This window comes from Streptomyces sp. NPDC048521, assembly GCF_043199855.1.
Classification (GTDB): domain Bacteria; phylum Actinomycetota; class Actinomycetes; order Streptomycetales; family Streptomycetaceae; genus Streptomyces.
This window is the reverse complement of the sequence record NZ_JBICWR010000015.1, coordinates 187476-205681: the sequence shown is the minus strand read 5'-3', so window position 1 is coordinate 205681 and position 18206 is coordinate 187476. Positions and strand designations below refer to the sequence as shown.

General features: G+C 72.6%; 18 protein-coding genes and 1 pseudogene. 1 reads left to right on the top strand and 18 read right to left on the bottom strand.

Features of this window, described 5'->3' with window-relative positions:
* Positions 1–170 precede the first annotated feature (170 nt).
* The 18 genes and pseudogenes from ACGFRF_RS30460 to ACGFRF_RS30375 all read right to left on the bottom strand — a co-directional run.
* Positions 171–1118 carry an alpha/beta fold hydrolase gene (locus tag ACGFRF_RS30460; protein WP_393745407.1) on the bottom strand — a complete coding sequence of 316 codons (948 nt, stop codon included), beginning with the start codon at positions 1116–1118 and terminating at the stop codon, positions 171–173.
* Between the two features lie 157 nt (positions 1119–1275).
* Positions 1276–1653, bottom strand: a complete 378-nt coding sequence (locus tag ACGFRF_RS30455; RefSeq protein WP_393745405.1) for a fic family toxin-antitoxin system, toxin component — start codon at positions 1651–1653, stop codon at positions 1276–1278.
* Positions 1653–1892 (bottom strand): hypothetical protein, encoded by a 240-nt coding sequence (locus ACGFRF_RS30450; RefSeq protein WP_393745403.1) that lies wholly within the window; start codon positions 1890–1892, stop codon positions 1653–1655. The genes ACGFRF_RS30455 and ACGFRF_RS30450 overlap by 1 nt, the downstream gene beginning before the upstream one ends.
* Before the next feature lie 89 nt (positions 1893–1981).
* Positions 1982–2953: a sugar kinase gene (locus tag ACGFRF_RS30445; RefSeq protein WP_393745401.1), complete on the bottom strand. Its 972-nt coding sequence runs from the start codon at positions 2951–2953 to the stop codon at positions 1982–1984.
* Positions 2950–3810, bottom strand: a complete 861-nt coding sequence (locus ACGFRF_RS30440; protein ID WP_393745399.1) for an SMP-30/gluconolactonase/LRE family protein — start codon at positions 3808–3810, stop codon at positions 2950–2952. Before ACGFRF_RS30440 ends, ACGFRF_RS30445 begins: the two co-directional genes overlap by 4 nt.
* On the bottom strand, positions 3807–4439 hold the full coding sequence (locus tag ACGFRF_RS30435) for a bifunctional 4-hydroxy-2-oxoglutarate aldolase/2-dehydro-3-deoxy-phosphogluconate aldolase (protein ID WP_393745397.1): 633 nt from the start codon (positions 4437–4439) through the stop codon (positions 3807–3809). Before ACGFRF_RS30435 ends, ACGFRF_RS30440 begins: the two co-directional genes overlap by 4 nt.
* Before the next feature lie 101 nt (positions 4440–4540).
* Positions 4541–5329 (bottom strand): hypothetical protein, encoded by a 789-nt coding sequence (locus ACGFRF_RS30430; RefSeq protein WP_393745395.1) that lies wholly within the window; start codon positions 5327–5329, stop codon positions 4541–4543.
* Positions 5326–6471 carry a galactonate dehydratase gene (dgoD, locus tag ACGFRF_RS30425; RefSeq protein ID WP_393745393.1) on the bottom strand — a complete coding sequence of 382 codons (1146 nt, stop codon included), beginning with the start codon at positions 6469–6471 and terminating at the stop codon, positions 5326–5328. Before dgoD ends, ACGFRF_RS30430 begins: the two co-directional genes overlap by 4 nt.
* Entirely contained in the window at positions 6468–7205 is a 738-nt protein-coding gene (locus ACGFRF_RS30420) for a FadR/GntR family transcriptional regulator (protein ID WP_393745391.1), read from the bottom strand. The genes dgoD and ACGFRF_RS30420 overlap by 4 nt, the downstream gene beginning before the upstream one ends.
* Positions 7206–7248: 43 nt before the next feature.
* Positions 7249–8022, bottom strand: coding sequence for an SDR family NAD(P)-dependent oxidoreductase (locus tag ACGFRF_RS30415; protein WP_393745389.1), 774 nt, complete (start codon positions 8020–8022; stop codon positions 7249–7251).
* Between the two features lie 55 nt (positions 8023–8077).
* Positions 8078–10141, bottom strand: a complete 2064-nt coding sequence (locus tag ACGFRF_RS30410; RefSeq protein WP_393745387.1) for an alpha-galactosidase — start codon at positions 10139–10141, stop codon at positions 8078–8080.
* Positions 10138–11004 (bottom strand): carbohydrate ABC transporter permease, encoded by an 867-nt coding sequence (locus ACGFRF_RS30405; RefSeq protein ID WP_393745385.1) that lies wholly within the window; start codon positions 11002–11004, stop codon positions 10138–10140. The genes ACGFRF_RS30410 and ACGFRF_RS30405 overlap by 4 nt, the downstream gene beginning before the upstream one ends.
* Positions 11004–11939, bottom strand: coding sequence for a carbohydrate ABC transporter permease (locus ACGFRF_RS30400; RefSeq protein ID WP_393745383.1), 936 nt, complete (start codon positions 11937–11939; stop codon positions 11004–11006). Before ACGFRF_RS30400 ends, ACGFRF_RS30405 begins: the two co-directional genes overlap by 1 nt.
* A gap of 1 nt (position 11940) precedes the next feature.
* Complete coding sequence (locus ACGFRF_RS30395) at positions 11941–13230, bottom strand: ABC transporter substrate-binding protein (RefSeq protein WP_393745381.1); 1290 nt, start codon at positions 13228–13230, stop codon at positions 11941–11943.
* A 14-nt stretch (positions 13231–13244) separates the two neighbouring features.
* On the bottom strand, positions 13245–15374 hold the full coding sequence (locus tag ACGFRF_RS30390; protein ID WP_393745379.1) for a glycoside hydrolase family 27 protein: 2130 nt from the start codon (positions 15372–15374) through the stop codon (positions 13245–13247).
* A gap of 230 nt (positions 15375–15604) precedes the next feature.
* Positions 15605–16243 (bottom strand): TetR/AcrR family transcriptional regulator, encoded by a 639-nt coding sequence (locus ACGFRF_RS30385; protein WP_393745377.1) that lies wholly within the window; start codon positions 16241–16243, stop codon positions 15605–15607.
* Positions 16244–16393: 150 nt separating this feature from the next.
* The gene (locus tag ACGFRF_RS30380; RefSeq protein ID WP_393745487.1) at positions 16394–16957 is read right to left on the bottom strand and encodes an NADPH-dependent FMN reductase; all 564 of its coding nucleotides are present in this window, start codon (positions 16955–16957) and stop codon (positions 16394–16396) included.
* A gap of 117 nt (positions 16958–17074) precedes the next feature.
* Positions 17075–17515: pseudogene (locus ACGFRF_RS30375) on the bottom strand (YceI family protein); the annotation flags it as partial.
* Between the two features lie 101 nt (positions 17516–17616).
* Here ACGFRF_RS30375 and ACGFRF_RS30370 point away from each other — a divergent pair.
* The gene (locus tag ACGFRF_RS30370) at positions 17617–18192 is read left to right on the top strand and encodes a MarR family winged helix-turn-helix transcriptional regulator (protein WP_393745375.1); all 576 of its coding nucleotides are present in this window, start codon (positions 17617–17619) and stop codon (positions 18190–18192) included.
* Positions 18193–18206: the final 14 nt, after the last annotated feature.

The window sequence follows — 18206 nt, the reverse complement described above, 5'->3', positions numbered from 1 at the left end:
CGGCCCCAGGCGGGGCACCGGTCGTGCCCAGCCTCGGCACCCCTGCCCTGTGCGTGGCACGTTCGCGTCCGGACGGGACACCGGGCAGGCAGCCGCACCGGGATCACGGACGCCCAAGGACCCATGTCGCGCGTCAGTCGGCGATGACGTCGGCGTCGAACAGGCAAGGCTCAGGGACAGGACCTGAGGAAATCGATGAGGGCCGCGTTCACCTCGTCCGGGCGTTCCTGCTGGGTCCAGTGGCCGCAGCCCGCCAGTGCGAGGGGTTCGCGCCACAGGTGGGGCATCAGGTCGGGGAGTTGCTCGATGAGTTCGGGTGTGCCGGGGAAGGCCGGGACGACGTCGCGGTCACCGTAGATGTACAGGGCGGGCGAGGTGACGACGGCGCCTTGCCACGGAGCGGTCAGTTCCCAGTTGCGGTCGAGGTTGCGGTACCAGTTGAGCGCCCCGGTGAAGCCATGGGAGAAACTCTCGGTGAGGGCGTCGAGATGGTCCTCGGTGAACCATTCCGGCAGTTCCTCGGGGTCCGGCATGGTCGCGAGCCAGCCGCGCTCGGGGTCGACCAGTGGCTGCTTGCCCTCGCCGGCGTCCGGAGCGTCACCGGAAGCCCAGTAGAAGAACTTCCGTAGTGCGGTGCGCGTGTCCTTCGCGAACTCGGCGTCGGCGACGCCGGAGCGGTCGAAGTAGTTCCAGTAGAAGCGGCCACCGAACCTCTTGTCCATCGCGGCCAGCGGAGGCTCCGTCCCCCGGAAGGGCGGCGGCACGCTCAGGCCGGCCACGCCGAGCACCATGTCCGGTCGCAGCAAGGCGGTGTGCCAGGCGACCGGCGCGCCCCAGTCGTGCCCGACGACGTACGCCTGGTCCTCGCCCAGGGCCCGGACCAGTGCGACGACATCGCCGACCAGGTGGAAGATGCTGTACGCGTCGACGGCGTCGGGACGGTCGCTGCGTCCGTATCCACGCTGGTCGGGGGCGACCACCCGGAAGCCCGCGTCGGCCAGGGGGCCGAACTGGTGCCGCCAGGAGAGCCACGACTCGGGGAAGCCGTGCAGGAGCACCACCAGGGGGCCGTGGCCTTGCTCCGCGATGTGCAGCCGAACGCCGTTCACGTCAACCATGCGATGCTCCACCATGTACGTGAGCGTACGCGCCGTGATCTTCGTACGGCGGCGGCCGGGCCCGGGCCCGCCACGGGCGTGCCCCGTTCGTCGCACAGGCAGCCGGCCGGCCACCGTCCGGCTCCTCGTCCAGGTATCGGTCGTAGCGGTGCGCGGTTCAGGTGGCCTGGGGCCAGGTCCGCAGCAGGGCAGCGATCCTCTTGGCGGTGCAGCCGGGGTCCCGGAGGAGATCGCGCAGGGCTATGGCGTCGTCGCGGGTGGGTTTGACCGAGATGCCGGAGGCCTCCAGGTACATCACGCCCGTCGCCGCGGCCACCGCGAGGTTGGAGTGCTCGAGCCAGCGGCAGCGGCCGAGGATGTGCACCAGGGCGGCGGCCCGGGCATAGGGCCCGTCGTAGACGGGTGTCTCGAGCAGTTCGGCCCGGTGACAGGCGACTGCCGCCACGGGCACCCCGTAGTCCTCGGGGGCGGGATCCCCCGCTCCGGCGATCTCGGCGACCTGCAGGATCCAGGGGACGTCGATGTAGAGGTCCATCAGGCGGCGTGCGCCTCCGTGGAGCGGCGGTCCGCCTCTTCGGCCTCGTCGAAGACTGCCTGGTGGTCGTCGAGGAAGCGCCGCGCGGCATCCAGGCCGCGCTGCCTCAGGCCACTGGTGTCCTCCCGTACGAGGACGGCGATGTAGTCGCCGAGGCTCAGGCCACGGTCCCTGGCGCGTGCCTCGGCCAGTTCCTTGATCTCGTTGTCCACGCGCGCGCCCAGCTGTGTCTTCGCCATCCCCCCATGGTAACAGCTGTTACCAGACGGCGGGGGTGGAGGAGGCGGGCCACTCGTCGGCCGCACCGACGAGTGGCCCGGCCTACGCCTCAAAGAACCCAGGCCTCGTCGTCGAGTGCCAGGAGGCGTTCGATCGTGTCCGGGTCGGGCAGCGGGCCGTGGTCCGCGGTCGCCTTGAGCGCGCAGGACGCGGTGATGTGACCGAGCCGCAGGGCGCGCCGCAGGTCCCCGCCGTCCAGCAGTCCGGCGAGGAACCCGGCCGCGAAGGCGTCGCCCGCGCCGACGGGTTCCACGACGTCCGTGCGCAGGGCCGGTACCGTGCACGCCGCCTCGTCACCGAAGGCGGTGGCGGACCGGGCGCCGTCCTTGACGACGAGGATCCGCGGACGGCTCAACAGCCGCCGTACGTCGGCCGCTTCGAGGTCCGCACCCCACAGGTCCTGTGCCTCGTCCAGGCCGACGAAAGCGATGTCGGCGCGGTCGGCGAGGTCGCGCAGCACGGTGGCCGCCGCGCCGTCGCGCCAGAGCGCGGGACGGTGGTTGACGTCGAAGCTGACGGCGTACGGTCGTGCGTCCGCCGGAGTGCCGAGGGCGCGTTCCACCAGGCTCCGGCAGGAGGCGGACAGCGCCGGGGTCACGCCGGTGAGATGGACCAGGGACGCCGTCCGCAGCCGTTCGTCGTCCAGGGTGTCGGGGCCGAGGGCGGAGGCCGCCGAGCCGGTCCGGTAGTAGTGGACGCGGGTGCGGGCGGGGCCCGGGTCCTTCACGAGCAGACCGGTCGGTCGGTCGGGGTCGGTGCGTACGCCGGTGACGTCGACGCCCGTCGCGGCGACCGCGGCGCGCACCCGCCGGCCGAACGCGTCGTCGCCGAGCGCCGACAGCCAGGACACCGGGCGGCCCAGGTCGGCCAGGTACATCGCCACGTTCGATTCCGCTCCGGCCACCGACAGCCGCAGGTCCTCGGCGCTGTCGAGCGGCCGGGGCGGTGTGGGGGCCAGGGCGGCCATCGTCTCCCCGACACACACCACGGGCCCGTCGACCGGACGCCACACGCTCGTCATACGGCCTCCCCCGCCGGACGGTAGGGGGCCGCCGGTGGACCCGGGACGTCGACGCCTACGGTGAACAGGGCGCCGTCGTCGGGGGTGGGGTCGGTGAGGCCCACGCGGGCCGAGGTGATGTGCAGGACGTCCTCTTGCAGGCACACTCCGGCGGGCCGGCGCGCGGGCAGCCTCAGGGTGCGGTGCAGTGTGCCGTCCGGCAGGTAGCGGCGTACGGTGCCGGTGCCCCACACCGCGATCCACACGCCGCCCTCGAGGTCGACCGTCATGCCGTCGGGGCTGCCGTCGGCCACGGTGACGAAGGTCTGCGCCGCGCCGAGTGCACCGGTGGCCGGGTCGACCTCGTGGCGGCGGACGACTCCCCGGGCGCTGTCGGCGAGGTACAGGGCGGTGCCGTCAGGCGTGAACGCGGGCCCGTTCGGCACGGTGATGCCGTCCAGCACACGGGTCACCGTGCCGTCGTGGTCGACCCGGTAGAGCGCACCGGCGCCCTCGCCCTCGGTGCAGGCCATGCTGCCCGCCCAGAACCGGCCGGCCGGGTCGGCGGTCGCGTCGTTCATGCGCATGGGCCGTGCGGCGTCCGCCTCGGGCCGGGCCAGCCATGTGGTGGACCCGTCGGGAGCGAGCAGGCAGATCCCGGTCCCCGCGGCGGCGATCCAGGTGCCGGGCCGGCCGGCCACAGGGGCCACCGCGCCCAACGGAACGGGCAGCCGCGCCAGTTGGCGCAGGGGCGCGGTGGGCTCATCGGGAGCGGCGAGCAGCCTGCCCGTGAGGATGTCGACGAGCACGATGCCGTCGCCGGTCCAGCGGATGCCCTCGCCGAGTTCCAGCCGGTCGGGGCGGAGGGTCTCGATCACGGCGTGAACTCCTCGGCGACGGCGCGGAAGGCGCGGGCGCGGGCGCGCAGGCCGGTGATGCTTCCGCCGTCGGCGGCGTCACCGACGAGGGGGGAGCCGACACCGACCGCGCTCGCCCCGGCGGCCAGATAGGCGCGGGCGGCGGCCTCGTCGACCCCGCCCACGGGCACGAACGGCTCGTCCGGGAAGGGGCCGCGCAGGGCCTTGAGGTAGGCGGGGCCGCCGGCCTCGGCGGCCGGGAAGATCTTCAGCGCGGCCGCGCCGAGGCCGCGTGCGGCCACGATGTCGGTCGGGGTCATCACTCCCGCCAGGACCGGCATGCCCGCCTCGATCGCGGCGCCGACGCCCTCGCCCAGTGCGGGGGTGACGGCGAAGTCCGCGCCCGCCCGGCGGGCGGCCCGGGCGTCGTCGGCGGTCAGCACGGTCCCGGCGCCGAGGGGGCGGGCGGGGCCGAGGGCCTGCCGGGCCCGCGCGATGACGGTCAGGGCGTCCTTGCCGGTGAGCGACACCTCGATGAGTTCCATGCCCTCCTCGGCGAGGGTCAGCACGGTGCGCAGCGCCGCGTCGGGGTCGTCGCCGCGCACGATGGCGACGAGGCGGTGGGCGGTCAGGGCCGCTCGCAGGTCCATGGAGCAGGGGTTCCAATCCACTCGGGTTCGGCGGAGGTCAGGGGGGCACAGCCGTCGGTCAGGGTCCGCGGCGAGGCACCCGCCCACCGGCACCCGCAGCGTCAGCGGCAGGCACAGCCCGCCGTCAGTGTCAGTCGCCAGCGTGCCTCGCCGGATGCGGGGACGACGGCCGTGTCGCCGGGGGCGGCCTCGGTGAGGTCGAAGACGCGGCCGAGCATCGGCTCGACCCCGATGCTGCGGTAGGGGTGGTGGGCGGGGAAGCCGCCGAGGTTGCGCCACAGGGCGATCGACAGCGGCTGTCCGTCGGCCTCCACGGTCAGGGCCAGCCGGTCCTCGTCGTCGTGCACACAGGCGCGGGCGGTGTCGACGACCGCTCCGACCGCGGTGCCGTCGTCCGGTCCCAGGCGGTCCAGCCGGACGCCGCGGGGTGCGGGCCAGCTGCCCTCCACGCAGGGGTGCGGGTCGGGGTAGAGGCGGGTGCGCGCTCCTTCGCGCAGGCGCAGGGTCGCCCGCTCGGAGAGGTCGAGCAGGGCGTGCGCCGCCCAGACGAAGCGGTGGCCGGGGTCGGCGGTGAGGACGTAGTCGGCCTCGGCGCCGTCGGCGGTGGGGCGGATGGTCCGGGTCAGCGCGAACCGCTCGCAGCGCACGCTCTGGCTGCCGTTGCCGTCGTCCGTCCAGGGCCGTGACCACGCCTCGCCGTGGTCCGGTGTGCCGCGGACGGTCGGCACGCACTCCTCGAGGCCGCCGGCGTCGACGAAGGCGTCACCCGGTGTCACGTGCGCGCGCCGGGGGTCGTCGCGCCGCCACAGCCACTCCCGTGAGCCCGCGCGCAGGGAGGTCCAACGGCCGCCGTGGGCGGGGTCGGTGCGGATGTCGAGGGGCACGGTCACCACTCCGCGAAGGAGCCGTCGGCGTGCCGCCACACCGGGTTGCGCCAGGTGTGGCCGGTGCGGTCGGCGGCGCGTACGGCGGCCTCGTCGACCGTGATGCCCAGGCCGGGGGTGTCGCCGCGGAGCGCGTGTCCGTCGACGAAGCGGAACGGCTCGGGGTCGACCAGGTAGGAGAGCAGGTCGGCGTCCTTGTTGTAGTGGATGCCCCGGCTCTGTTCCTGGATCAGGAAGTTGGGGGTGGCGAAGGCGACCTGGAGGCTGGCGGCCAGGGCGATCGGGCCGAGCGGGCAGTGCGGGGCGAGCAGGGCGCCGTAGGTCTCGGCGAGCGAGGCGATGCGGTGGACCTCGGATATGCCGCCGGCGTGCGAGAGGTCGGGCTGGGCGACGGCGACTCCGGCGGCGAGGGCGGGCAGGAACTCGGCGCGTCCGTAGAGGCGTTCGCCGGTGGCCAGCGGTACGGAGCTGGCGGTGACGAGGCCCGGCAGCAGGTGGCTGTGCTCGGGGAGGACGGGTTCCTCCACGAACAGCGGGTGCAGCGGGGCCAGTTCGGTCAGGACCCGGCGGGAGGTGGCGGCGGTGAAGCGGCCGTGGAAGTCGACGGCGACATCGCGGTCGGGGCCGAGGATGTCGCGGGCGGCGGCCACGCGGGCGACGACCGCCGCGGTCTCGGCGGCCGTGGCGACCGGTGAGGTGGCTCCGGCCGCGTTCATCTTGACCGCGGTGAAGCCGGCCTCCACCTGGGCGGCGATCTGCTCGGTGAGTTCGGCGGGCTCGTCGCCGCCGACCCAGGCGTAGACCCGGACCCGGTCGCGCACGGGGCCGCCCAGCAGGGCGTGCACGGGAGCGCCATAGGTCTTGCCGGCGATGTCCCACAGGGCCTGGTCGAGGCCGGCGACGGCGCTGGACAGGACGGGGCCGCCGCGGTAGAAGCCGCCCTTGGTGAGTACCTGCCAGTGGTCCTGGATGCGCAGCGGGTCCTGGCCGACGAGGTACTCGGCGAGGACGTCGACGGCGGCGCGGACGGCCTCGGCGCGCCCTTCGACCACGGGTTCGCCCCAGCCGGCCACGCCGTCGTCGGTCTCGACGCGGCAGAACAGCCAGCGGGGCGGGACCAGGAAGGTTTCGATGCGGGTGATCTTCACTGCGGGCGGGAGCCTTCCGTCTCGTCGGGACCGCCGATCCGGTCCAGGTCGCGGCCGGCCTGCTCGAGCAGGGCCCGCATGGCGGCCTCGGCGGCCTGCGCGTCCTGGTCGCGTACGGCGTCCAGGACGGCACGGTGGGCGGGTACCGGGTCCTCGCTGTGCGGGGAGCTGTGCACGATGCGGTCGCGGTGGGCCAGGCCGGACTCGATGACCATCTCCATGCGTTCGAGGAGTTCGTTGTGGGTGGCGGCGAGCAGCGCGCGGTGGAAGGCGAGGTCGGCGTCGACCGCGTGGGCGGCCCCGGCGTCCTCCTCGCCCATCGCCGTCAGGGCGCCGTCGAGGGCGGCGAGGTCGGCGTCGGTGCGCCGCTCGGCGGCGAGGCGGACGGCGGCCGGTTCGATGATGGCGCGGACCTCGGCGAGGTTGCGCAGCAGCGCCCGGTCGGACTCGGTGGTGCTGCCGCCCTCGAACTGCCAGCGCAGCACGTCGGCGTCGAGCAGGTTCCAGTGGGCGCGGGAGCGCACGAAGGTGCCGCGCTTCTGGCGGGCGTCGACCATCCCCTTGGCGGCGAGCACCTTCAGTGACTCGCGCAGGGCGGTGAGGCTCACGTCCAGCTCGCTCTGCAGCGCCACCAGGTCGAGCGTGGCCCCCTCGGGGATGTCGCCGCCGAGGATGCGGCGCGCGAGGGCTTCCACGGTCTGGCCGTGCACGCCGCGGCGGGCGTAGGGGGTCATGTCGTACAGCCTTTCTGCTTCGTCCGGTGTGCGGTCGGCGCGGTCATGCGGAGGCCTTGACGACGCTCCAGCCGCCGTCCACGACGAGGCTCGTCCCGGTGATGTAGGAGGCCTCGTCAGCGGCGAGGAAGGCGATGGCCGCGGCCACCTCCTCGGGGGTGCCGAAGCGGCGGGCCGCCGTCTCGGCGACGCTGCGCTCCCGGTCCTCCTCGGGCACCCTGTCCCAGGCCGCGGTCAGGATGGGGCCCGGCACGACGGCGTTGACGCGTACCTCGGGACCGTACTCGACGGCGAGCTGGCCGCACAGGGAGAGCAGGGCGCCCTTGGCGGCGGCGTAGGCGGGGTGTCCGGGGATGCCCTTGTGGGCGTGGACGGAGGAGGTGAGGACCACTGATCCGTGGCGCTCGCGCAGGTCGGGCAGGACCGCGCGGAAGCCGAGGAAGCTGCCGGTGAGGTCGACGTCGAGCTGCCGCTGCCAGGAGGCGAGGGTCATCCGGTGCGCGGGTGTGACGTCGACGGTGTAGGCGTTGCTGACCAGGACGTCCACCGGCCCGTAGGTGTGCGCGGCGGCGACGAGCCGGGCCCAGTCGCCCTCGGCGGCGACGTCGGCGGCCACGAATTTGGCGCTGCCGCCGTCCTCGGTGATCCGCTCGGCCAGGGCCGCTCCGCGTTCCTCGGCGATGTCGGCGAGCACGACGGCGGCTCCCTCCGCGGCGAGGCGTACGGCCGTGGCGGCACCGATGCCGGAGGCCGCTCCGGTGATCAGGGCCGTGCGGCCGGTGAAGCGGGCGCCGGGCCGTGGTGCTGGCTGCTCCATCGTGGGGTTCGACTCCTTCGGGTGCGGGGCGGGCCGTGCTGGAAACATATGTGCCTCACCGCCGGGTCAGCACGACCAGTTCGGCGTCGTGGGCGGCGCTCCAGGCGAACGGCAGCCCGTGGTGCAGCAGATGGGCTCCGGCGTACGTCGTCCCGGTCTGCTCGTCGCGGTAGAGCGCCGCCGGGTCCAGGCCCCGCAGCCGAAGCCGGTCGGGGCGCCCGGGTACGAGCGGGGCGCCGTCGAGGCGGCCGGTGCTCAGCGCGGCGACCACCGTGCGGTCGCCGTGGTCGTACTGCACGCCGCAGGTGGTGTCGTCGGGGGTGCCGAGGAGCCGGGCCTCGCCGTGGTGGACGATGTCGCGGACCTCCTTGTAGCGGGCGATCCACCCGGCGGCCTCGGCCCGCTGCTCCGGGCTCCAGGCGCGCAGGTCGGCGCCGATGCCGAGGACGCCGCACAGGGCGTTGACGAAGCGGAAGGCGAGGCTGCGCGGGCGCGGGTCGAAGACGCCGGGGGCGTCGGTGACCCAGGAACTCATGACGTGCGGGGCGTGGGCGTGCAGGAAGCCGTGCTGGATGGACAACCGGTCCAGCGGGGCGGTGTTGTCGCTGGGCCAGGCGACGTCGGTGCGCGCGAGGGTGGCGTGCTCGATCCGTCCGCCGCCGCCCGCGCAGCCCTCGACGGTGACGTGGGGGTGGGCCGTGCGCAGGTGGTCGAGGACGCGCAGGTACCCGGCGACGTGCTCGGCGTCCAGGTCGGCGGGGCCGGCTCCGGGGCGGCCGCGTTCGGTGGGCGGCCGGTTCATGTCCCACTTCAGGTAGCCGATGTCGTAGGTGCGAAGGAGCCGGTCCAGGGTGCCGATCACGAAGTCCTGGACGTCCTCGCGGCCGAGGTCGAGCAGCAGCTGGTTGCGGACCAGCCGGGCGGGGCGGCCGTCGATCCGGTAGACCCACTCGGGGTGCTCGGCGTACAGGCGGCTGGCGGGGCTGACGGACTCGGGCTCCACCCAGAGGCCGAAGTCGAGGCCGAGGGCGCGGACGTCCTCGACGAACCGGTCGAAGCCCTGCGGGAAGGCCGCCGGGTCCGGGTACCAGTCGCCCAGTCCGCCGGTGTCGTCGCCTCGGCCGGTGAACCAGCCGTCGTCCACGACGAACAGTTCGGCCCCGATACCGGCGGCGGCCTCGGCCAGCTCCAGCTGTCCGGCCGCGTCGACGTCGAAGCCGGTCGCCTCCCAGGAGTTGTAGAGCACCTTGCGCGGGCGGTGCAGCCGCTCGCCGGCGAGCCGGCGTTCGTAGCGGTGCCAGACCCGGGCGAGCCCGTCGAGGCCGTCCGGGCTGAACGCGCAGGCGAGCCGCGGGGTGGTGAGGGTGTCGCCGGGTGCCAGGCGTACGGCGCCCTCGTGCGGGACCCGTCCGGCGCGTATCCGCACGGCGCCGCCGGGTTGGGCCTCGGCCGTGATGTGCCAGTTGCCCGGCCAGGCGAGGGCGATGCCGTAGGCGGCGGGCGCGTGGCCGTCCTGCACCGCGAGCCAGGGCGCGTACGCGTGCCCGGGCACGGCCTGGACGCTGCCGATGGTGAACGTGCCCCGGGGCAGGTCGAGTTGCGTCTTCTGGAACTCCTGGGACCACTGGCCGGTGAGGTAGGTCAGCCGGGCGACGTCCGTGACGGGGACGTTCACGGCGGCCGAGTCGAGTCGCTCCAGGCGGAGTTCGGTGTGCGCGGTGAACTCGGTCCAGCGCAGGATCACGTCGGTGCCGGGCACGGTCTCGTAGCAGAGCACGGTCCGCAGGCCCGCCATGGCGTCGTGGAAGGCGAGGCGCAGGGTGCCCTCGCCCTCCTCGGCCCCGGCGTACTCCCACCACAGGCCGCGCTCGCCGCCCGGCCGGGCCGCCACGAGGTCACTGCCGGTGAACGGCCGTAGCCCGTAGGGCAGGTACTCGGCGGGGGCGGCGTCGGCGGGCGTGATGAAGTGGGTGCGGTGCGACCAGTCCAGGGCGGAGGGTCCGGTCTCGACGCCGAGCGGGCCCCAGGCGTCGAGTTCGGCCCACGGGCCGTCCGGCGACAGGCGCACGGTGTAGCTGGTGTTCTCCGTGCGCAGGGTCCAGCGCGGGTAGGGCGTCATTTCACCGCTCCCAGGTTGAGGCCGGCCACGAAGTGCCGCTGGAACCGCAGGAAGACGGCCACGGTCGGGGCGGCGGCGATGACGGAGCCGGCGGCGACGACGTTCCACATCGACACGTACTGTCCCTGGAGTCCGATGAGGGCGGCGGTGATCGGCATCTTGGTGTCGCTGCGCAGCACGGTGATCGCCCAGAGCAGATCGTTGAAGATCCAGGTGAAGGACAGGGCGCTGAGGGCGGCCAGGGCGGGCCGGGTCAGCGGCAGGATGATCCGCCAGAAGACCTGCCACGGTCCGGCGCCGTCGACCACGGCCGCCTGCTGGATCTCCGCCGGTATCGCGCGCATGAAGCCGTGCAGGACGAAGACGTAGAAGCCGACGCCGAAACCGGTCTGCACGCCGATGAGGGCGGGCAGGGTGTCGTAGACGCCCATCAGTTCGCTGAGCTTGGACACCGGGATGAGCAGGATCTGCGGAGGGAGCAGGTTGCCGCCGAGCATGAGCAGCAGCAGCGCGCGGCGGAAGGGGACGTCGTAGCGGCTGAGGGCGAACGCGGCCATGGCGGCGAGGGCGAGGGTGAGCAGGACGCACGGCACGGTGACGAGCAGGCTGTTGATCAGCGCGCGCTGCTGGCCGCCGTCGACCCAGGCCTGGCGGAAGTTGTCCAGGGTGAAGGAGTGCGGTCGGCTGCCCAGGCCGTGTGCGGCGATGTCGTCGAAGGAGCGCAGGCTGGTCACCAGGACCAGCGCGATGGGCAGCAGCCACAGGACGGCCAGGGCGCCGGCACCCAGGTGGAACCCGGCGGTCGCGGCCCGCTTGCGGCGCGGCACCGCCGGCGTGGCGGTCGTGGCGGAGGTGGCGGACATCAGTCGGCCTCCCGGAACGCGCGGATCAGGTAGGAGGCGATGACACCGAAGGCCAGCACGAAGATGACGACGGCCAGGGCGGAGCCGTAGCCCAGGCGCAGGGACTGGAAGGCGGTGGAGTACATGTAGGTGCTGAGCAGCTCGGACGAGTGGTAGGGGCCGCCGCGGGTCAGCGACCACACGACGTCGAAGGAGCGCAGCGAGTCGATGACGATGACGGACAGGACGACCGCGTTGACGCTGCGCAGCTGGGGCAGGGTGACGTGGCGGAAGCGCTGCCAGGCGCCGGCGCCGTCGACCTTGGCCGCCTCGTACAGCGCGGGGTCGATGCCCTTGAGGCCGGCGAGGTAGAGCACCATCACGTAGCCGATCTGCCGCCACAGCGCGGGCACGATCACCGCGTACAGGGCGGTGTCCTGGTCGGCGAGCCAGGCGTGGCGCAGGCTGTCGAGGCCGACCGACTCCAGGAGCCGGTTGAGGACGCCGTCGGGCTGGTAGATCGCCTGCCAGACGAGGGCCGTGGCGACCAGGGAGAAGACGACGGGCAGGAACAGGGCGGCCCGGTAGAAGCCGACGCCGCGCCGCTCCTGCTGGAGCAGCAGCGCGGCGGCCAGACCGAGGACGGCGGACAGGCCGCCGAACAGGACGAGCCACAGCACGGTGTGGCCGGCCGCGCTGCGGAAGACGTCGTCGTGGGCCATCTCCCGGAAGTTGTCCAGCCCGACGAACTGGGGGGCGGAGACGCCGTCCCAGCGGGTGAGGGCCAGGTAGAAGCCCTGCACGGCGGGCCAGAACACCCACAGGGCCTCGGCGAGCAGCGGGACGAGGACGAAGGCGAGCACCAGCGGGGGTGTGCGGCGGGGGCCCCGGGCCCGCCTGCGGCGGGGCGCGGGCCGGGCCGGGGACGTGTGGGCGGGGGCGGTGAGAACGGCCATGTCAGGCGTTCCAGATCTTCTCGGCGTCGCGCTGCCAGCCGGTCAGGATGCCGCCGATGGACTTGGGCTCGGCCAGGAACCTGGTCAGCGCGGTGTCCGCGGTGGGCTGGAGGGCGTCGCTGGAGTCGCGGTTGAAGAACTGGGTGATCTCGGCGGCCGCCTCGATGTGCTTGCGGCCCTTCCTGACCAGCGCGGTGCCGGCGTCCTTGGCGTCCGGATTGCAGGGCAGGACGGTGCCGGAGGAGCCCTTGATGTAGATCTCCTGCGCCTCGGCGGTGGCGAGGTAGCTCAGGAGGTCCTCGACCTGCTCGCGGCGGCCGGTGCGGGCACTGGCGAAGTAGCCGTCCGTGGGCGCCTCTTCGGCGAGCGGGACCTTGGCGTCGATGACGGGGAAGCGGAAGAAGTCGATGTCGTCCAGGGCGTCCTTGGGTGCGGCGTCGGCGAAGAAGGTGCCGATCAGCATCATGCCGGTGCGGCCGTTGAGCAGGGCGGTGGTGGCGTCCTGGAAGGGGACGGCGGCGCCGTTCGGGTCGAAGTAGGGCAGCACCTCCTGCCAGCGGTCGAAGACCCTGCGCACCTCGGGATCGTCGAAGCGGTGTTTTCCGGCGAGGAGTTCGCGGTGGTACCGGGCACCGTTGATGCGGATGTCGAGGTAGTCGAACCAGGCGGAGGCGACCCAGGCGGTGTTGCCGCCCGCGCCCAGACCGATCGGGTCGACGCCCTTGGCCTTGAGCTTGTCGCACAGGTCGAGGAAGTCGTCCCAGCTCTTCGGCTCGGAGACCCCCCACTTGGCGAAGTGGGACTTGCGGTAGAACATGCCCCACCAGTAGTAGGTGGTGGGGACGAAGACCTTCTTGCCGGAACTCGCGGTGCAGAGTGAGTTCAGCGCCTTGGAGTAGCGCTTGAGGTCGGGCGAGGCGGCCCAGACGTCGTCGAGGTCGAGCAGCAGGTTCTTCCTCGCGTAGGCGTCCGCCACCGAGCCGGGGTACCAGGTGTAGATGTCCGGCGGGTTGGCCGAGGTGAGGTAGGTCGGCAACTGGGTGCGGTAGGTCTCCGCGGCGACCGTGTTGAGGCTCGCCTTCCCGGATCCCTTCTTGGCGTAGGCGGCGACGATGTCCTGCATCGCGGCCTTGGCCTGCGGGGCGGAGAGATTGGACTGGAGGGTCACCGCGCCCTTCGAGGAACTGGTGCCGGAGGAGGTGGAGGTGACGCAGCCGCTGAGCAGTGCCGTCGTTCCGGCGGCGCCGAGTCCGGCGAGGAACCGGCGGCGGTCGGTGAGTTGGTTGGCCATGATTGATTCCTCGTTCAGTTGAACTGGGTCCGGTACAGGTAGCCGTCGACTCCGCGGAACACCGCGTCGACGGCTCCGTCCGGGCCGGCGACCGCGCCGAGCGCGCCGTCGAACGCGGCGCTCGGGAACTCCTGCCGCTTGCTCCACCCCTGCCAGGCGCCGTCGGCGTACCGCTGCTGCCAGAGCGTGTAGTCCGCGGCCCGCGCGTACAGCACCACCGAGTCGCCGACGGCGACCAGGGTCGGGCTTCCGCTGACGGTCCCGCCGAGGGACGTCCACAGCGACCACTCCCCCGCGGTGTCCCGCGACCGCGTCCACACGTCGTCGGCGGCGGTGCGGACGGCGACGTGGACGCGCCCCTGCGCGTCGGCCACGGCGGAGGGACGCCCGTACGTCGCACGGTCGCCCGGTGCGCCGAGCGACGACCAGCCGGACGCCGGGCCGCGCTGCGCGATCCGGCCGTCCGCGCCCCGCGCGAAGAGCGTCCAGTGCGTGGGGTCGGTGAACGCCACGGACGGGGCGTCGGTCAGCTGCCCGCCCAGGCTCTGCCATGCGTCCCAGCGTCCGTCGGCGTAGATCCGCCGGTAGGCCCGGGAGTCGGCACCGCGCACGAAGACGTCGATCCGGCCACCCGCGGAGGCGTACGCGGCGGGCTGGCCGAGGATCTTGCCCTGGGCCGGAGCGCCGAGATCCGTCGTCCGGCCGTCGGTGTGCTGGACGAGCGAGCCGTGCGGGCCCCGGAAGAACGTGGTCAGCGTGGCGCCGTCGCGTACGACGGCCGGGCTCGCCGTGGACTTCTCGCCCAGGTTCGTACCGGGCGGGGCGTCCGCTCCGGTCAGCTTCAGGAACGCGGTGCCGTGCGCGGGGACCTCGACGGTGTACGACCCGGTGTGCGTGCCCCGGTCGGCGCGTGCCCGCAGGTCGCGGACCCGCACCGGTCCGCCGAGCCCGGCGTCGGCGAACCGCACGGTGCGCTGGGCCGGTCGGTCGGAGCGGTTGAGCAGGACGACCGCGCGCCGCCCGGGTCCGTGCAGGACCTTGCTGTACACGTCGCCTGCCGGGTCGGTGGCGACCCGCACGCCCTGGATCGCCAGCGGGTCCTGGTCGACGGCGATGATCTCCGGGTTGCGGAGCGTTGCGATCATCGAGTCGGACAGGGTGCGCGGGTCGGAGCCGATGACGAGCGGGGAGGCCATCTCGGCCCACATGACGAGCTGGGTGGTGGACTCCTCCTGCGTCAGCTCGTACGACCCGTCGGTCATGCGGCGCATCGGGATGAGGTAGTCCGGGTCGTTGTGGTGGCCGGGTCCCTGTGCCTCGGGGTGCCAGGCGTTGGCGTCCATGTTGCGCAGCACGTTCGGCCACTGGCCGGGGCTCGGGGCGCCCCAGGCGATGTCCGTGCCGGTGCGCCAGGAGTCCGCGATCGCGGGGGCGTAGACGTAGGTGTTGTGGGCGTCCTGCTCGGGCGTGTGCGGCAGGCCCCAGTCGTCGGTGAGCGGGTTGCACAGGTTCAGCAGCATCCTGCGACCGGACTTGGCGACCGCGTCGCTGAACTCCTTGAAGGCCGGGCCCGGATCGAGCTTCGCGCCGATCCCGCACAGGAAATCGACCTTGATCGCGTCGATCTTCCAGCCCGCGAACTGCCGTGCGTCCTGCTCGTAGTACCCGCGGCTGCCCAGGCCGCAGCTCTTGCCGCCGTCGTAGGCGCCGGCGTCGGTGTAGATCCCCGCGCGCAGGCCGCGCCGGTGCAGGTAGGAGACGAGCGCCGGGATGCCGGAGGGGAAGCGGTCGGGGTGGGCCACCAGACGTCCCTGTGCGTCACGGGGGTTGTCGGCCTGCCAGCCGCCGTCGAGCCACACGATGTCGTAGCCGCTGTCCCGCAAGCCGCTGCCGACCAGCTTGTCGGCCACGGCGCGCACCTCCTTCTCGGTGGGCGCACCGAGTCCGTAGTACGTGTTCCAGCCCATGTAGGGGGTGGGGGCGAGACCGCTGTCGTAGTACGCGGGCGCTCCCTGGTCGTCGGCGGCGCGGGCCGTGGCCGCGGGGGCGGCGGTGACGGCGAGGACGGTCGCGACGGCGGCCGTCGTGGCCCGCCTACGGAGTCGGCGGCCTGCGGTGTTCCGGATGTGCGGGTGTGAGGTCACGTGCCTCTCCGGGTGGTTGGGAAGCAGGAGGGCGTGACGCGGGCCGCAGTGCGGGGGGACGGCCGGCGTCACGGCGAAGACTGTGGCGCGCGGCCGAAACCCTGTCAATATTAATTACTAATTTATTCAAACAGAGGGCTGGAAGTGCCCATGACGAAGATCGCCAGGGCACGCAGATGGAGCGGGAACGGCATAGCGTGGCTCACGAGGTGAGGAGAAGCACGAGAAGGTCATCTCGTCACTGCGGTCAGCACGTCATGCCCCGTCCCGGCCGACGGGGTGGTCACGCCGTCGAGGTAGAGCTGCACCAGGCGCGCGCGGAACAGGTCGGTCGCCTGCCAGCCGACCCCCGGCAGCGGGCGGGAGAGTCGCGCGACCGCCGCCAACACCTCCTCGACACACAGGTCCGAGCGTGCCTGGCCCGCTGCCTGTGCCCTCTCCAGCAGTCGTCGTGCCGCCTCCTCGACGCGCTCGAGGGCCCTGCTTGACGGCCCCGGCATCTCGTCGGGTCCGCTGTGAGGCAAGCGGCACACAGCCGCGATCCGCCGACTCGCGAGGGTGTGTACGAAGCGGCTGAACGCCACGAACGGATCCCCTTCGCCCGCAGCGGCCTCCCGGGCTGCCTCAAGCGCGGCCTGCGCCAGTTCTTCGATCAGGCACGCGAGCAAGGCCTCGCGCCCCGGGAAGTGCCGGTACAGCGTGGCGTTACCGACCTCGGCGCGGCGGGCGATGCTGTCCAGCGATGCCTGAAGGCCCTTCTCTGCGAAGATCTCCTGGGCCGCCGCAAGGATGCGAGCGCGGTTGTGCGCGGCATCCGTACGCCGTGCCGGGTGGCGTGGGCCGCCCTGGGCGTCCGACTCCAGCCCCATGCCGCTCCCCTTCCGCGTCCCGCCCCCGCACCTGCCTGTCCGCGCACCGCACGCCGCGCCGGGCAGCGGTACGCCCGCTGGTGCGGCCGTCGAGTTCGGGCCGCACCAGCGGGGCGTACTGCTCGTCGCCTGTCCGGCGGCAGGCAGGGATCAGACGCGGACGGTCTTCAGCGCGCGGGTCCAGGACTCCAGCTGCTCGAAGAGGGTGGTCGCCGCGGCGTCGTGCTGCTCGCCCGGCTTGAAGAGGGAGAAGTTCTCGAAGTCGGTGAACAGGGAGAACGACAGCTGCTGGCGCACGTGGGCCAGCTGCAGTTCGCTGGCCACGGCCCTGAGGTGCTCGATGGCCCGCGCACCGCCGAGCGATCCGTAGGAGACGAAGGCGGCGGCCTTGTTGTTCCACTCGCCGTACAGGTAGTCGATCGCGTTCTTCAGCACGCCGGAGGTGGAGTGGTTGTACTCCGGGGTGACGAAGATGTAGCCGTCGAACTCGGCGATCTTGGCCGCCCACGCCTTGGTGTGCTCGCCCTGGTACTGGCCCATGGAGGGCGGGATGGCCTCGTCCAGGTGGGGCAGCGGGTAGTCGGCGAGGTCGACGAGTTCGTACTCGGCAGCGGTGCGAGCGCCGGCCCGGTCCACCACCCAGTCGGCGACGGCCTTGCCGTTGCGGCCGGGCCGGGTGCTGCCGAGGATGATGGCGATCTTCAGGTCACTCATGGGTTGTTCTCCTTGCTGGGCCGGCTGGTGCTGAACCGAGCCGGTGGATGTGCGGCGGGCGTGGATGGTGGCTTCGAGCCACAGATGACGGCCCGCCAGGCCTTTCATGGCGGTGATGTCGTGGGCGTAGCGGTCCACTCGCGCCGTGGCGGTCAGCACGAGCTCGTCGTCGAGCGTCTCGGCCGTCGTCACGGTGAACGTGACAGGTGCCCGGACTCCGCGGACGGTCAGGAAGCCGAACAGCCTCCAGGTGCCGGTGGCATCCGGCTGTGCGCGGGCGGAGACGAAGTCGATCTCCGGGTGGGTGTCGGCGTCCAGGAAGGTTGCCGAGCGCACTTTCTGGTCGCGTGCGGGGTTGCCGCTGTCGAGGCTGGTCGCATCGGCGGCGGCACGCACACGCGAGTCGGTGAGGGGCTCCGCCACGGAAATGGCTCCGGAGCGCAGCGCGAAGCTGCCGTGGACGACGCCCAGGCCGAACAGGTGCTTGGTCGTGAAGGCGATGCTGGAGCGGTGCGAGTCGATGACGTACTCGCCCCGCGGGGGGACCTCGGCAGCCACTAGGACTCCCTTTCACTTGAATGTTCATGTGTGACGGTAAACCGCCACGCGTGAACATTCAAGTCATGCGCGTGAACGTTCAAGCACGGTAGGCTTCGGGCATGCCCGAGCGTTCGCTATCCCCCGACGACGGCCGACCCCGTTGGCTGAGCCCGGCAGAGCTGAAGACGTGGCACCAGGTCACGCTGCTGCTCTACAAGCTGCCGACGGCTCTCGAGGCGCAGCTGCAGCGGGACGCCAAGCTGAGTGTCGTCGAGTACTACGTTCTGGCGGGTCTGTCCGAACAGCCCGACCGCCGCATGCGCATGAGCGAGCTCGCGGTCCTGGCGAACGCCGAGCTGTCCCGGCTCTCGCATCTGATGAGCAGACTGGAGAAGCGGGGCTTCGTCCGGCGTGAGCCCGACCCCACCAACGGCCGCTACACGCACGCCATCCTGACCGACGCGGGGTACACCCACCTCGTCGAGGCGGCTCCGGGGCACGTCGAGCGAGTACGGCACCTGGTCTACGACATCCTCGACCCTTCCGAGCTGCACGCTCTGGGCGCGGCGGCGCAGAAGATCATCGACCGCATCGAGAGCACGGAGCAGGACGACTGCACCCGTAAGGGCATCACCGCGCAGTACCGGTCGGAGCTGAAGGCCGAGCAGGCTGTGGGCGGCGGCGCGGGCGCATAGGCGACCGATCTGGC